9 protein-coding genes and 1 pseudogene are annotated in these 15,369 nt (G+C 70.5%); 2 read left to right on the top strand and 8 right to left on the bottom strand.

What is annotated here, in order from left to right; genetic code table 11:
• From ABTY62_RS00050 to eccD, 6 genes are all read right to left on the bottom strand, one after another.
• Positions 1–1,343, bottom strand: a 1,343-nt coding sequence (locus ABTY62_RS00050) for an AAWKG family protein (protein WP_352127012.1), incomplete at its 3' end; no start/stop codon positions are given.
• A 110-nt stretch (positions 1,344–1,453) separates the two neighbouring features.
• Positions 1,454–1,921, bottom strand: coding sequence for a type VII secretion system-associated protein (locus ABTY62_RS00045; protein WP_352127011.1), 468 nt, complete (start codon positions 1,919–1,921; stop codon positions 1,454–1,456).
• A 112-nt stretch (positions 1,922–2,033) separates the two neighbouring features.
• The gene (locus ABTY62_RS00040; protein WP_352127010.1) at positions 2,034–2,357 is read right to left on the bottom strand and encodes a WXG100 family type VII secretion target; all 324 of its coding nucleotides are present in this window, start codon (positions 2,355–2,357) and stop codon (positions 2,034–2,036) included.
• 76 nt (positions 2,358–2,433) lie between these two features.
• Positions 2,434–2,769 carry a hypothetical protein gene (locus tag ABTY62_RS00035; protein WP_352127008.1) on the bottom strand — a complete coding sequence of 112 codons (336 nt, stop codon included), beginning with the start codon at positions 2,767–2,769 and terminating at the stop codon, positions 2,434–2,436.
• A gap of 53 nt (positions 2,770–2,822) precedes the next feature.
• Positions 2,823–4,274: a type VII secretion protein EccB gene (gene eccB / locus ABTY62_RS00030; protein WP_352127007.1), complete on the bottom strand. Its 1,452-nt coding sequence runs from the start codon at positions 4,272–4,274 to the stop codon at positions 2,823–2,825.
• 32 nt (positions 4,275–4,306) lie between these two features.
• Positions 4,307–5,707, bottom strand: a complete 1,401-nt coding sequence (gene eccD / locus ABTY62_RS00025; RefSeq protein WP_352127006.1) for a type VII secretion integral membrane protein EccD — start codon at positions 5,705–5,707, stop codon at positions 4,307–4,309.
• A gap of 382 nt (positions 5,708–6,089) precedes the next feature.
• On the opposite strand from eccD, the gene eccCa reads away from it, so the two are divergent.
• Positions 6,090–10,061 carry a type VII secretion protein EccCa gene (eccCa, locus tag ABTY62_RS00020; protein ID WP_352127446.1) on the top strand — a complete coding sequence of 1,324 codons (3,972 nt, stop codon included), beginning with the start codon at positions 6,090–6,092 and terminating at the stop codon, positions 10,059–10,061.
• A gap of 335 nt (positions 10,062–10,396) precedes the next feature.
• Here the strand turns inward: eccCa and ABTY62_RS00015 are convergent, their stop codons facing one another.
• Entirely contained in the window at positions 10,397–11,668 is a 1,272-nt protein-coding gene (locus tag ABTY62_RS00015) for a S8 family serine peptidase (protein ID WP_352127005.1), read from the bottom strand.
• Positions 11,669–11,820: 152 nt separating this feature from the next.
• Between ABTY62_RS00015 and ABTY62_RS00010 the strand changes: the two genes are divergently transcribed.
• Positions 11,821–15,141: a right-handed parallel beta-helix repeat-containing protein gene (locus ABTY62_RS00010; protein ID WP_352127004.1), complete on the top strand. Its 3,321-nt coding sequence runs from the start codon at positions 11,821–11,823 to the stop codon at positions 15,139–15,141.
• Positions 15,142–15,153: 12 nt separating this feature from the next.
• Here ABTY62_RS00010 and ABTY62_RS00005 read toward each other — a convergent pair.
• Positions 15,154–15,369, bottom strand: a pseudogene (locus ABTY62_RS00005) (hypothetical protein); the annotation flags it as partial.

Genomic DNA, 15,369 nt, shown 5'->3' with positions numbered 1-15,369 from the left:
TCCTTCCGGTACTTCTCCTCCTTCGCCTCCTGCTCCTTGCGGTACTTCTCCGCCTTCTCCTCCGCCTCCTTCTTCTCCTTGTCGGCCTTGTCCTTCTCGTAATCCTGGGACAGGCTGTCGCCGCTCGAGGTCTTGATGGTGCCGACGTCGAAGACCGATGGGCTCCACGCGTCGTGCACCGCCCGCAGCGCGAGGTCGGCGTTGTCGACCAGGTTTTCCTTGACGGATTTCTTCCACCGCTCGATCGCCGCTGCGCCGACCGCCTTCCAGGTGTCCAGACTGTTCAGCGGGCCGTAGTTCTTGCCATTTTTATCGACGGCATCCTGGCGGAAATTACCGGTGGCGTGATAGGTGGTTCTCGTTTCACCTCTGGCAGCGGTATGCACTTTGTAGGTGATGTTCGTGATGTTGGTGTCCCATACGTGGTCCACGATCTCCGACAGCAGGTCGGAGACGAAGCTCAGCGGGTTACCATCCTTTATTTCCCAGCGGGCCCAGTGCTGCTGGAGCTTCCGGGCCTCTTTCTGGAACACCGAACCTGCGATCCGGATGGCGTCACCCGGTACGGAGAACATCGCACCCTTGCGCAGGTCATCCGCATAGTCCTCGTACCGCTTGCCCAGCGTGTGGATGAGATCCCAGAAGACGCCGGCGGCCGTGCCCTTCCATGCGTCGTTCTCCTCCATCCCGACCCGCTTGTGCCATTCCTCCAGTACCGCCTGGCGGTCGGCGTAGAACTGAGCGACACGGTCGAAGGCGCCGGCCGCCCTGGCGAACGATGCGAGATCGACGACCCGTTCGGCGGGCACGTCGAGTCCGTTCCACTCGAAGCCACGCGTACCACCGTCGTTGTCGAGCAGGGCCTCAAGGGCCCGGCCCGTTCCGTAGGAGTACTGCGTATGCGGGCCGGTGTCCCACGTGGTCCCTTCATCCGACTTCTTGAAGTCGTTGTCGTACTTGGCCTTGTTCTCGCCCCCCTCGTACACACCGCCGGTCGGCCTGTCCTTTCCGTTGTGGTTGCCCAAGAGCGTGAACCGGGCTTTGTAATAGGTGACTTGGTCTCCCGCCGCATCTTTGCCGGACTCCTCCTCGTTCCCCGTCTTGTAGAAGGGGATCACGAAGTCCGTGTTGTTCACGCCGCGACCCGCGTTATCGACACGCCACTGAAGATCATCCACATCGACATAGGTGACGCGGCTCTGCTTGGTGAGTTCCACCTTCATCAGCGGGATGTCATCGTTGCCGACCCACTCGGTGAACAGCTTGTCGATGTGTGGCGCGTCGTAACCGGTGAAGTAATAGACCGCCTGCTGCCAGCGATCACTGTCCTCGGAAAACGACACGGCGGCGCCTCCATCGGGCGGGGGAACAAGGGAGATGTGGGGTACTGCGGTGCTCAGCCAGGACGGCTAGAGCTCACTCGCTGTCATTGCTCTTCACTGTCATGACATTCCTAGTCGTCCTTGCCATCGCCCCCGCCAGAGCCCGACAGGTCGTCGTCCACATCTTCGATGTGGTCGAGGAACTTCTCGCCGTCGATCTTGGCCAGGTTGTCGTCCTGCGTCTTCAGCAACGTATTGACGGTGTCCCGCAGATTGTCTTCGATGTCGTCGAAGAGCGTCTGCTGATCCTCGATCATCTCCACGATCTGGTCGATGAGTTTCACCAGGCTCTTGTGCAGGTGCGACCCGTTGGTCAGCGTCTCCTCTTCGGTCATGGAACCGATCGTGAGGGGCAGCTTCGTCCCCGAGGGGACGTTCGCACCCTTCCAGCCGTGCGGATTCTCCGACTTCAGGCTGAGCAGCGCGGGAATATCCCCCTTGTCCTTGAGGATCTTTTTCAGCTCCGCCTGGAAGTCATGTACATCGACATTGATGAAGTTCTCCATCCACTTCTTGTTCAGCTGAATCTGCTCGGCCATCTCACTGCCCCTTCTCGTCGACCGCTGCTCTCCGTGGATGTCCTACGCCGAAACGGGCGACCGCCCACGTGTTCCAGAGCCGCAGACAGTCGCCCGTACCGCACCGCGTGCCTCAGCGGCCGATCTTCACGTTCTCCCAGCCTTGCGTGAGGTTACGCTGGTTGGTCCGGTAGTTGTCGCCGATCTCGTTCAGCAGCGTCGCATGGCTCGCGAGGAGCTGCTTCATCTTCTCGACGGCCTCATGCCATTTCTGCTGCTTTTTGACGTAGACCTCCTGGTCGTCACCCTCCCAACTGCTGATGAGCTTCTGCATGTCCTCTTCGTACTGGGCGAGAGCCTTTTCTATCTGCTGAGTCTGAAGACGCATGTCCTCAGCCGCGTTGTCGGTATGCGTGAACTGGACGTAGATCTGCCCGTCGGAGAAGTCGGTTGACACAGCAGGTGCCTCTCTTCGCTTCGGAGGGTTGAGGGAATGCGGAACGGGACCGGGTGTCCGTCACCCGGGGTTTCGCTCAGCCGTGCAACGCGTCGAAAATCGACTGCGACTGCGAGTACTGCTGGTCAACGGCGTCGTTCTGCGAACCCTGCGTCAGGTTGTTCTGCCGGAGCGTCTCGTTCAGCTGGTCGATGACGTCCCTGAGGTTCGTCGAGATGACCTCGGCCTGGTCGTCCCACTGCTGTAGCAGGTCCTGGTACTTCTTGCCGTCACTGCCTCCGTAGGCGCTGCCCACGTTGAACTTCGTGTTCTCGACGTCCTGGCGGCTGAACTGGATGTTACTGAACGTCTGTTCCGTGGCGGAGATTCCGTTGCGGGTTGCGCTCTCTTCTGACCTCGTCAGTCCTGACATGCGATGCCCCTTCGGCTGTTATCCGCCACCAGGCAGGGTGCGCTGGCGGCCTGTCATTTCTCTGTTCCACACCGCGGCGCCGAGGATTTACTCCGCCCCTCGCTCGCCGCCTGTGGAGTCAAATCCGGGCCCGTCGGCAGCATGGCCAGCAGTGACGACGGAAGGGCCTGTGCCTCGCCCTCGCTGTATCCCAGCGCCTTCAGGGAATCGGCCGCGGGCAGCCGGTATTTCATTCCGGTGTCCGTCACCAGGTAAAGCGTGTTGCCGACCTCGCCGCCGCCCGCGCCCAGCACATGCACCAGCGCGCCTCCGCCCGGCCGCACCGTGATCCGGTTGACCGTCACACACGCCGGGACCAGCCCCTCCGGCGGGGCCTGCGCGGTCGGGCCGAGATCCACGTCGCGGATCAGGGCCACACTGACCCGCGTACCGTCGCCCCCGGACTCCACCCCGACGCACGGTGTCTGTCCGGCGCCGAGGTCCACCGGCTCCGGCGGGGTCTGCGGCTGCCGCTTCCCCGTCTCCACCTCCGTCGTGTCCGGGGCCAGATGGCCGCTCAGTGCGTCGGCGCCCAGGCTCGCGGGCGACACCGCCCCGCCCGCGTACGCCTTCTGCCGGGTGTCCGGATCGCCGAGGAGCAGCGCCGCGCCGGTGGCGGTCAGCGGGGCGAGACCCTCCTTGCGCAGCAGGTAGTAGCGGGCGGTGCCGCCCGGCGCGGCGACCTTGAAGACCTGGCCGACCCGGGTCTTGAGCCCGCCCAGTGCCGGCCCCTGCCCGCCCCGGCCCGGCACGTCGACCGGGGCCAGGTCCGGTCCTGTGGGCAGGGAGTTGAGGAACGCGGCCGAGACCGGCACCGGCTTGGTGGAGCCGTAGCCGAGCGCCTCGGCGGCGTTGGCCTTCTGGTCGAGCCGCAGCCTGCGGCCCTGCCACACCAGGTAGTCGTCCTTGTCGGGTCCGCTCACCAGCAGCCCCTGCCCGGACTTCAGCCCCGCGCCGTCGGCCTTGGCGCCCACGGCCACCGTGGTGCCGGTCGCTCCGCTGGTGTTGCCGGAGCACACCTGCCACGGGTCGGCGGTCAGGTTGTCGTTGCCCGGCGGCTCGTCGGGGGCGCCGCTGATGCCGACCGGCGAGCCGTGCGGGGTGCCGCGCAGCGACTTGCTCCCAATGGTCATGACCTTCATCTGGTCACCCGCGAGCAGCCGCGCCGAGGTGTGGTTGCGCACCGGGCGCAGCCGTCCGCCCAGGTACAGGTAGCGGGTGCCGGTCTCCTTGTTGATGACCAGCGTGCCCGGGTCCCGCCAGGAACTCTTCGTGCCGGGGCTGAGCAGGCCGAAGACGAACGCTCCGGCGCAGAGCAGGATCCCGATGAGGACGCTGATGGTCACGGCCCGGTTGGTCCTGCCCTGGGGGCTCTCCGGGGCGTCGGGATCCGCGCGCAGCATGGCGGACGTCAGCCGCCCCATGACGAACATGTGCGCCTGGACCTGATCCCGCTTCGTCTGCATCGGTCACTCCCTTCCGTCTCGGTCCGTCCCGCTCACGCCATCAGCCCGCGCAGGGCGCTGTAGACGCCGAGCGCCCACAGGACCAGGGGCAGCAGGCTGAGCGCCATCAGGTAGTGCAGGATCTCGGCCGCCCGTCCCCAGTACGGGACGAGGCGCCGCCCCGGTACCGTCCAGGAGACGATGGCGATGACCGCCGTGAGGCCGAGCAGTCCGGCGGCCACCAGCGGCCGGCGGTCCGGCGCGTACGACTCCGCGCCGACGAGGATCAGCAGGAGCAGCCCGCCCACGCCGGGGAGGGTCAGCGAGAGCCGCTGCCAGGTGTTGCCCAGACCCCGCGCGTGCAGCATCAGCAGCAGCGACAGCACCACCACCGTGAGCACGGAGGGGAGGTTGGCGTACCAGGCGAGCACCGCGAGGCAGGCGGCGCAGGTGGCGCCGACCGCCCCGTACAGCGAACTCATCCAGCCGTCCGCGAGCGCGGTGCGGCCGATGACCGCCGCGGTCGGGTGCGGTTCGATGCCCTCCTGGAGTTGCTGGGCGTTGGTCGGCAGCGGTGGCACCTTCAGCCCCGACATCCGGAAGGACAGCGAGGGGACGAACGCGCCGAGCACCACCGCCGCCAGGGCAATGATCCCGGCGACATGGTGCGGCGCCAGGTCCGCGGTGATCATGAGGGTCCCGGTGATCGCGCCGAACGCCGCGACCACGCCGGTGCCGAGGAAGAGCGCGGCGTACGCGGCCACCGCGGCGAGCACGACGATCGCGCCGCCCGCGCCCGCCACGCAGGACGCCAACAGCCGCGAGCCCAGGACCTCGTTGGCGTGTGCGCCGGTGACGTCGCCGCCGGGCAGCAGCCATCCGGCGAACGCCAGGTAGGGCGCGGCCATGAAGCCGAGCGTGGCGCCCGCTCCGGCGTCGCCGACCGCGCGGCTCGCCGACCCCGCGCCCGCGATCAGCAGCAGTCCGGCCACGGCGGCGCACAGGGCGCGCACCCCCGCCGAGCCGCCGGGCAGGGCGAGCACCACCAGCCCGCCGGTGAGCGCGGTCACCGCGAGGCCGAGCAGCAGCCGCCGGCTCGCCTCGGGGGTCCAACCGTAGGGGCGGGACCGCATGGTGTCGGAGATGCCGGCCACGAGGTCGTCGAGGTGGGCCTCGGGCAGCGCCTCGGTGCGCGGCCGGAGGTACAGCGTTTCGCCGTCGCGCAGATCGTACGAGTCGAGGGTGCGCTCCTCGTCCATCGGCCCGGCGCCGAGGCGTTGCAGCACCCAGCCGCCGTGGTCGATGCCGGCCTCGTCGAGGTCCTCGCCGCCGTAGCCGAGGACTGCGGGCAGCAAGTCCGCCACGGGGACGTCGGAGGGCACCGCCAGGTCGACGCTCTTGGCGGGCGCGCGGACGGTCAGCCGGCACAGGTCGGCAACCTGGGTGTCAGTCATCTGGCCGACTCACGCTCCTCCGGGGGTATTCCGCCGAAAGAAATCGTGTCGCGAAACGACAGAATGACACAGAAACTCCGGCCGGAAGCTGTCTCGGTGGCGAAACGGGGTGGACCTGTATTTCGGTAGGCCATGGCTCCGTCCGCACACCTGGGTAATGCACTTACCTTGCGGCAAAGTACACACGTTCCATGGCGTGCACAAGTAAAGAGACCAAAGGACAGCGTGTCACTAAGTGACAGAATGTCACTGGAGTTCATTGACGCAATGGAACTGAAACTCCGGGCGTAAGCTCTCGCGGTGGCGGAAAAGGCTGGACCTGCATTTCAATAGGGCATGGTTTTCATCCGCACACCGCCCGTAAGGAGACCGTTCGTTGAGTGTGGTCCTGTTCCGCAGGCCGGCCCGTCGCCGCGGCCCGGACATGCCCGAGGGCGAGCTGAACCTCCAGGAGCCGCCCACGCTGCCCGAGGTGGTGCCCGACAGCTCTGCCGTGTGGACGTATCTGCCCATGGCGCTGATGTCGGTGTCGATGATGCTGATGTTCATGCGGCCGGGCATGAGCCGGGCGTCCGGAAGCCACTTCATGTACCTGGCCGTCGGCATGATGGTGCTGGCGTCCGCCGCCATGATGCTCGGCCAGATGATGCGCAAGATCAGTGAGCGCAAGCAGCGCCTGAAGGGCGAGCGCCGCGACTACCTGCGCTATCTCACGCAGATCCGGCGCAAGGTGCGCACCGCGGTGGCCGACCAGAAGAAGGCGCTGGCCTGGCGCCACCCGGATCCCGTGGCCCTGTGGGCGCTGGTGGGCACCACCCGGCTGTGGGAACGCCGCCCGCAGGACGAGGACTTCGGCGAGGTCCGGGTGGCCGTCGGCGAGCAGAAGCTCGGCCTGCGGCTGACGCCGAAGGCCACCACGCCGGTGGAGGACCTGGAGCCGCTGGCCGCGCACGCCCTGCGCAGCTTCATCCGGGCGTACTCCACCGTGCCCGACCAGCCCATCGCCATCTACCTGCGGGCCTGGGCGCGGGTGCTGTTCCGCGGCGACGAGGAGCGGATACGCTCCGTCGCCCGCGCCATGATCGCCCAGTTGGTGACCTTCCACGCGCCCGACGACATCTGGGTGGCGCTGTGCGTGTCCGACGAGCGGCGGGCGGACTGGGAATGGGTGAAGTGGCTGCCGCACAACCTCCACCCCCAGGAGAGCGACGGAGCGGGCCCGGCCCGCATGTGCGTCTCGGCCTTCAACGAGCTGGAGGACCTGCTCGGGCCTGAGTTCCTGGAGCGGCCGGCCTTCGACCCGGACGCGGCGGCCGGGCGCGAGGAGCCGTTCACCGTGATCGTGGTGGACGGCGGGAGCGTCCCCGGCGGACACCGGCTGGACGGGCCGGGCTTCCGTAACGCCGTCGTGCTGGACCTGAGCGGCGCGCTGTCCTGGCGGCCCGGCCGGGTCACGCTCCGCTTCGAGGTGTCCGGGCAGGACTTCACGCTGGTCCGTACCGACCGGGAGCGCAAGGAGCAGCCCACGCGACTCGGCCGCCCCGACCGGTTCGGGCCGAGGGGCGCCACCGCGCTGGCCAAGCGGATCGCCCCGTATCGGATGGGCATGGGCAGCGAGGTCGCCGAACCGCTGGCGGCGAACGTGGAGTTGACCACCCTGCTGGGGATCGGCGACCTGCGCCGGCACGACCCGGCCACGCTGTGGCAGCGCAACACCGGCTCCGCCCGGCTGCGGGTGCCGATCGCGGTGTGCGCCGACGGCACCCCGCTGGAGCTGGACATCAAGGAGTCCGCCCAGGGTGGCACGGGGCCGCACGGCATACTGATCGGCGCCACCGGCTCCGGCAAGAGCGAGCTGCTGCGCACCCTGGTGCTGGCGCTCGCGCTGACCAACTCCTCCGAAACGCTCAATTTCGTCCTGGTCGACTTCAAGGGCGGCGCCACCTTCCTCGGCCTGGACGAGCTGCCGCACACCTCGGCGGTGATCACCAACCTGGCGGGCGAGGCGGCGCTGGTCTCCCGGATGCAGGACGCCCTGCACGGCGAGCTGATGCGGCGGCAGGAGCTGCTGCGGGCGGCGGGCAACTACACCTCCGCGCTGGACTACGAGAAGGCGCGGGCGTCCGGCACCCCGCTGACACCGCTGCCCAGCCTGTTCGTCGTCGTCGACGAGTTCAGCGAGCTGCTCGCGGCACACCGCGAGTTCATGGACCTGTTCGTGATGATCGGGCGGCTCGGGCGGAGCCTGGGCGTGCATCTGCTGCTCGCCTCGCAGCGGCTCGACGAGGGCCGGATGCACCAGCTGGAGAGCCATCTGTCGTACCGCATCGGGCTGCGCACGTTCTCCGCCATGGAGAGCCGCGGCGTGCTCGGCGTGCCCGACGCCTACCAGCTGCCGCCGCGGCCCGGCAGCGGCTATCTGAAGTCCGGTGTGGAGGCGCTGACCCGGTTCCGCGCGGCGTACGTCTCCGGCCCGTACCAGGAGCGGCGGGCCGGCGCGAACCAGGCCCGGGTGGCCAGCCAGACCATGCCGTGGACCTCCGGTTACGTGGTGCCGCGCCAGCTGCCCGACGTGCCCGAGCCGGAGCCCGAGGCGGAGTTCGAGGAGACGGGGGACACGCTGCTGTCCGTCGCGGTGGATCGGCTGCTCACCGCGGGGCCGCCGGCCCACCAGGTGTGGCTGCCGCCGCTGGACCTGCCCGCGACCCTCGACCAGGTGCTGCCGCCGCTCACCCCCGACCCCGACCTGGGGCTGACCACCGTCGGCTGGCCGGGGCGGGGGCGGCTGACCGTCCCGATCGCCATCGTGGACAAGCCCTTCGAGCAGCTGCGCGACCTGCTGACGATCGACCTGTCGGGCGTCGGCGGGCACATGGCCATCGCGGGCGGCCCGCAGAGCGGCAAGTCCACCCTGGTGCGCACTCTCCTCACCGCGCTCGCGCTCACCCACACCCCGCGCGAGGTGTCGTTCTTCTGCCTGGACTTCGGCGGCGGCTCGCTGGCGGGCCTGGCGGAGCTGCCGCACACGGCCGGGGTGGCGGCGCGGCTGGACACCGAGCGGGTGGGCCGGACGATCGCGGAGGTCAACTCGCTGCTGGCCGCGCGCGAGCGGTACTTCCTCGATCACGGCATCGACTCCATGGCCACCTTCCGGCGCCGCCGGGCCGCCGGGGAGTTCGCGGACCAGCCCTACGGGGACGTGTTCCTGGTCATCGACGGCTGGTCGACGGTGCGGCAGGACTTCGACCAGCACATCCAGACGTTCAACTCGATGGCCGCCCGCGGCCTCAACTACGGCATCCACCTGATCGTCACCACCGCCCGCTGGGTGGAGCTGTCCGCGGGCGTGCGCGACCAGGCCGGCACCCATCTGGAGCTGCGGATGGGCGACGCGATGGACTCCGAGATCAACAGCCGCCGCGCGGCCACCGTGCCGCGGCTGCCCGGCCGCGGTCTGACCCGGGACGGCATGCTGCACTACCTCTCCGCGCTGCCCCGCATCGACGGCGTGGAGAGCGCGGAGGACCTCGCGGACGGGGTCGCCGGACTGGTCGCGGCGGTCAAGGAGAGCTGGCCGGGGCCGCGGACCCCGCAGGTGCGGATGTTGCCGACCAGGCTGCCGGTCTCCCAGCTCCCGCCGCCCGAGGGCGACCTGCGGATGCCGATCGGCCTGGAGGAGAACGAACTGTCGACGGTGTGGCACGACTTCAGCGAGACCCCGCACATGGTCGTCGTCGGCGACACCGAGAGCGGCAAGACCAACATGCTGCGGCTGACGGCCAAGGCGATCATGGAACGGTACACGCCCGCCGAGGCGCGGATCATGGTCGTGGACTACCGCCGCACCCTGGTGGAGGCCATCCCCGACGAGTACCGCCTCGGCCACGCGGTCTCCATCGACGCGCTGCGCGACATGATCGGCGGGGCGGCCCCGGCGGTCAAGGAGCGGGTGCCGGGCCCGGACATCACGCCGGCCCGGATGAAGCTGTGCGACTGGTGGACTGGCCCGCGGCTGTTCATCCTGGTCGACGACTACGACATGGTGGGCGGCGACTCGATGAACGCGCCGTTCGACCCGCTGCTGGCGCACCTCGCGCTCGGCTACGAGGTCGGGCTGCACCTGGTCGTGGCCCGCGCCGCGGCGGGCGCCTCGCGCGGCCTCAACGACCGCCTGCTGCGGCGGATGCTGGAGGTCAACACCCCCAGTCTGCTGCTGTCCTGCCCGCCGGCGGAGGGATATCTCTTCGGCAGTATCAAGGGCCGGGTGCTGGCGCCGGGGCGGGCCACGCGTATCGCCCGGCAGAAGACGACGCGGGTGCAGACTGCGCTCGTGGACGACGGGCCGGCGCAATGACGCGCCGGCGCGGGAAAACGGCCCGGTCCCCCCGGGGATATTCACCTTCCCGCAAGGTCGCGGACACCCGCCCGGAATATAAGGGCGGGGCGGCTGCCCGAATTACTCCGGAGGCTGACCGAATTCCTTTGCGGGACTGCCCGGAAAAGAGTCGGCGACGCGTCGGCGATTACCGGAAAGAGCGCGGTGGGCCGTCCATGCGGGCGGGGTGGTTGCCCATATCGGTGAAGAGGCTGCCCGCATGGGGAGTGAGTTGCCACCCGAAACGGGCTGGAATTCCGGCGGAACGGGCAGAGGGCCCGCACGGCCCCGTCGGGCCGTGCGGGCAGCGGTCCTCAGGAAGCCCCGGTCCCCGCGGGCTCCGTGGGCGTCGTGGGCGCTATGGCCTCCGTGGGCTGCCGGTCCCGCGCGTCCCCCGGGCGCCAGCGCCGGGCCCGGCCGCGGGGGATCACCACGGCCCCGGCGGCCACCAGCAGCAGCAGGCCGCCGCCCGCGCCCGCGATGATCACGGCGCGATGGCGCGGCTCGGGCGAGGCGGCCGGGGGGACATGGGCAGCCGCCGGCTTCGGGGGGGCGCCCTGCTGGTCGGTGAGCAGCGAGCTCACCGACGCGTACGGGTCCACCCGTGGTGTGTCCGACGGATACGCGGCCACCGTGAGCTGCCGTGCGACCTCGGCCGCGGACATCTCCGGGTACCGGGCCCGTACCAGCGCCGCCGCGCCCGCGACGTGCGCCGCGGCGAGCGAGGAGCCCGAACCGATGTAGTGGCCCGAGCCCTTGGGTCCGACGCTGACCACCGCGTCACCCGGCGCCGCCAGGTCCGCGCCGTCCAGCGCGGGCGCGCTGTCGGGGCGCTTGCCGTCCGGGCCGTAGTCGATGACCGAGAGCACGCCGGGCGCGGACGCGGGCCAGTACCAGGGCGCGGGCTCGACCGTCTGGCCCGTGTTCCGGTCCCTGGGGAGGAAGTCCGGGCCGACCGGCGCCACCACCAGCGCGTCGCGCTCGGCCGCGTATGCCGCGGCCTTGGTCAGCTCGGCCTTCCCCGTCGCCAGCACCCGCCCGACGTAGATGACGTCGGCGCCCTTGTCGGCCGCGGTGCGGATGCCCGCCGCGAGGGTCGCGGCGGTGGTCTCGCCGCGCGGCTGCGTCCCGCGCACCGCCAGGATCCGCGCCCCGGGCGCGACCCCCGCCACGCCGACGCCCTTGACGGGTGCCGCCGCGATCAGGCCCGCGGCGAAGCTGCCGTGGCCCACGCAGTCCTCGCCCGCGTCGCCGACCGCGGTGACCCGGCCGGACAGCGCCGGGATGTCCGTACCGACGCCGGAGTCGACCACGGCCACGGTCACCCCGGCGCCCTGGGACAGCTCCCAGGCCCGGCCGAGCCCGAGCGTGGACCGCGACCAGGTCGCGTCCTCGGCCTTCCTGGTGGACGCCTTCGCACACGGGACGTCCGACGCCAACACGGCGACGACGGGGGGAAGTTCCACCGAGCCCGAGCCGGTGTCCGCGGCGGCGGGGGTGGCCGCGGTGGCGAGCGGAGCGGTGGCCAGCGCGGCGGCGGCGACCACCCGCGCCACCGGATGACGATGAGAGAGAGCACGTCGCATGGCGCGCATGTTACGCGGCCCAGGGAGGAACCACCGCAAGGTGGTCGATTTACCCATATAAAGTTCTTCAACTCGATAGTTCCGTTTACCTGGATGGCTCGTTCTGTCTGGCCGGGAAGTCGGCCCAGGCACCACAACAAGGAGGTCCCTGCGTGTCACGGCAGTTGCTCACGGTCGGCCCGGACCAGACGGAGAACTTCCGGACGATCGGCGAGGCCCTGGCGAAGGCGCGCACGGGAGCGGTCATCCGCGTCAAGCCCGGCCGCTACCGCGAGAACCTCACGGTCAGGACCCGGCTGACCCTTGTTGCAGACGGTGATCGCGGCAGCGTGGAGATCTGCCCGCCGCGCGGCACCGCCGTGGTGCTCGTCGCGGACGCCGTGATGCTCACCGACCTGACGCTGCGCGGCGGCAGCGAGGACCTGCCGGTGGTGGACGCGCCGCGCGGCCAGGTCGCCATGGACGGCTGCACCGTCGTCGGCTCCGGCTGGACGGCGCTCCTCGCCCGCGAGAGCGGCTCGCTGGCCTTGCGCGGCTGCCGGATCTCCAACCCCGAGGGCGCGGGCGTCGTGGACACCGCGACCACCGGCAGCATCATCGACGACTGCCTGATCGAGCACCTGGGCACCTCCGCCGTCGTCCTCAGCGAGCAGGCCCGCACCACCGTGCGCGGCTGCCGGATGCGCGACGCCAAGGGCAATGGCCTGCTCGCCAACGGCGAGGCGCAGGGCCGGGTCGAGGACTGCGACATCTCCGGCACCGAGAAGCCCGCCATCGCCCTGGAGGGCCGGTGCGCCACGCACGTGGCGCGCACCCACGTGCACGACACCTCCGTCGGCGTCTACGTCACCAGCGCCGCCCGGCCGGTGCTGGAGGAGGTCACCGTCAGCGACACCACAGGACCCGGCATCGTGCTCGCCCAGGGCGCCGACCCGGAGCTGCTGCGCTGCGGCACCGCGCGCACCAAGGGCAACGGCCTTGCGGTCACGGAGCGTTCCCGGGGCACGTTCCAGGACTGCGCGTTCGACGCCGCGGCCTCCTCCGCGATCCGCGTCGTCGGCTCCAGCGCCCCGCTGCTCTCCGACACCACCGTGCGCGACTGTGCCGACGTGACGGCGGCCGTCCTGCTGTCCGAGGACGCCTCGGCCGAGTTCGACCGTCTGGAGGTGGTGGACGCGGCCGGCGTCGCCGTCTCCATCCGCACCGGGGCCAACCCCCTGCTGCGCAACGCCCGTCTCCTCGCGCCCGGCGGCCACGGCGTGGAGGTCGTCGAGGACGGCCGCGGGCGCCTGGAGGACTGTACGGTCGAGCGCTCCGGAGGGGCGGGCATCCGCGCCGCGGGCGGCGGCGCCCCCGAGATCACCGGCACCGTGCTGCGCTCGACGGCCCAGGCCGCCGTCTGGGTCGGCACAGGGGGCCGGTCCACCGTGCGGGACTGCCAGATCCACGCGGGCACCGCCGCGGGGCTCCACGTGGAGAGCGGCGCCGAACTCTCCGCCACCCGCGCCCAGGTGACCGAGGCCGGGGCGCACGGCGTGCTCGTCGCCAACGGGGGCCGGGCCACGCTCGAGGCCTGCCAGATCAGCGGCAGCGTCGGCGACGGCATCCGCGTCGACAGCTCCGAGCAGGTCACCCTCACCGACTGCGCCGTGCGCGACAACCGCGGCGCGGGCCTGAAGCAGACCCGCGCGACCGAGCGCCTCACCGTCCAGGGCCTGAACAGCAGCGGGAACGCCACTCCCGACGCCTGGGGCGAGACCGCCGGGGACCTGGCCCAGGAGGGCAAGGCCGCCGCCGGCCCCGGCGAGAAGAAGCCCGAAGGCCCGCTGGCGGAGCTGGAGTCGCTGATCGGCCTCGCCGACGTCAAGCACCAGGTGCGCACCCTGGTCAACCTCAACCAGCTCGCGCAGCGCCGGGCCAGCCTCGGCATGCCCGTCCCGCCGATGAGCCGGCACCTGGTCTTCTCCGGCCCGCCCGGCACCGGCAAGACCACCGTGGCCCGGCTCTACGGCGGCATCCTCGCCGAACTCGGCGTGCTGCGCTCCGGGCATCTGGTGGAGGTCTCCCGCGCCGATCTGGTCGCCCAGGTCATCGGCGGTACGGCCATCAAGACCACCGACGCTTTCAACGAGGCGCTCGGCGGCGTGCTGTTCATCGACGAGGCCTACACGCTGCTGTCCGACGGCAAGGGCTCCGGCGCCGACTTCGGCAAGGAGGCCATCGACACGCTGCTGAAGCTGATGGAGGACCACCGCGACGAGGTCGTCGTCATCGCCGCCGGATACACCGACGAGATGGGCTCGTTCCTCGCCTCCAACCCGGGCATGGCCTCCCGCTTCACCCGCACCATCGACTTCGCCAACTACTCGGTGGAGGAACTGGTGACCATCACCGAGAGCATGTGCGCGGCGCACCGCTACGAGCTGGCCCCGAACACCCTGGACGCTCTCGCCCGACACTACGAGCGGATACCGCGCGACGCCACGTTCGGGAACGGCCGCGCGGCCCGCCAGGTCTTCGAGGAGATGGTCGACCGGCAGGCGTTCCGGCTCGGCTCCATGGCCAACCCCGCCGAGGCCGACCTCTCCCTGCTGCTGCCCGAGGACATCGCGGACGAGTCGGCGGCCGCGGCGGGCGCGGGCGGCGGCCGCAGCTCCGAGGAACTGCTCGCCGACCTCGACGCCATGATCGGCCTGGAGGCCGTCAAGGGCGAGGTCACCGACCTGGTCAATCTGCTGTCGGCCACCAGGCAGCGGCAGGCCGCGGGCCTTCCCACCCCGAAAATCAGCCACCACCTGGTCTTCTCCGGCCCGCCCGGCACCGGCAAGACCACCGTGGCCCGGCTCTACGCCGACCTGCTGCTCTCCCTGGGCGTGCTGGCCACCGGCCAGCTGGTGGAGGTGGCCCGCGCCGACCTGGTCGGCCGCTACGTGGGCCACACCGCGCAGCTCACCAAGGAGGTCTTCGAACGCGCCCTGGGCGGCGTGCTGTTCATCGACGAGGCGTACACCCTCACCCCCGAGGGCGCCGGCTCCGACTTCGGCCGCGAGGCCGTCGACACGCTGCTGAAGCTGATGGAGGATCACCGTGACGAGGTCGTCGTCATCGTCGCGGGCTACACCGAGGAGATGGCTCGCTTCCTCGCCTCCAACCCGGGCCTGGCCTCGCGCTTCTCCCGCTCGGTGAACTTCGAGCACTACTCGACGGACGAACTGGTCGAGATCATGAGCCGCCACGCCACGGCCTCCGGCTACGACTGCGCACCCGAGACCGTCGAGGCGCTGCTCCAGTACGTGGCCGGACTGCCGCGCGACCGCTCGTTCGGCAACGCCCGTACGGCCCGCCAGATCCTGGAGGCGATGATGACGCGGCAGGCCCGGCGGATCGGCCCGATGGCCGCACCAGGCCTGGACGACCTGCGGCTGCTGCTGCCGGAAGACCTCCCGACGGACACGCGGCAACCGGCGGGCTGACGGAAGGGGCCGTCAGGCGATGGGGTCGCCGACGGCCCCGCCGGTGGCCGCGCGGATCGCCTGGGCGAACCGCCGGGCGGCGGCCTTCACCTCCGTCAGCTCCGTGGTGTCGGCGCCGGGGCCGGGGGCGGCCCCCGCGCCCGCGGGGGTGGGGCCGGCCGACGGCGCGGCCCACCCCCCCCCCCCCCCGCCCCCGGCAGAAAGGTAAAGCACCCGACAGAAAAACAA

This window comes from Streptomyces sp. NPDC097640 (genome assembly GCF_040302705.1).
Lineage (GTDB): Bacteria > Actinomycetota > Actinomycetes > Streptomycetales > Streptomycetaceae > Streptomyces.
Note: the sequence above shows the minus strand (reverse complement) of the source record. Positions and strands in the feature narration are given on the sequence as shown.

Coding starts and splice junctions, on each gene's coding strand:
- eccD (WP_352127006.1), bottom strand. CDS start 5,707: ATGACTGACACCCAGGTTGCCGACCTGTGCCGGCTGACCGTCCGCGCG.
- eccB (WP_352127007.1), bottom strand. CDS start 4,274: ATGCAGACGAAGCGGGATCAGGTCCAGGCGCACATGTTCGTCATGGGG.
- ABTY62_RS00035 (WP_352127008.1), bottom strand. CDS start 2,769: ATGTCAGGACTGACGAGGTCAGAAGAGAGCGCAACCCGCAACGGAATC.
- ABTY62_RS00045 (WP_352127011.1), bottom strand. CDS start 1,921: ATGGCCGAGCAGATTCAGCTGAACAAGAAGTGGATGGAGAACTTCATC.
- ABTY62_RS00015 (WP_352127005.1), bottom strand. CDS start 11,668: ATGCGACGTGCTCTCTCTCATCGTCATCCGGTGGCGCGGGTGGTCGCC.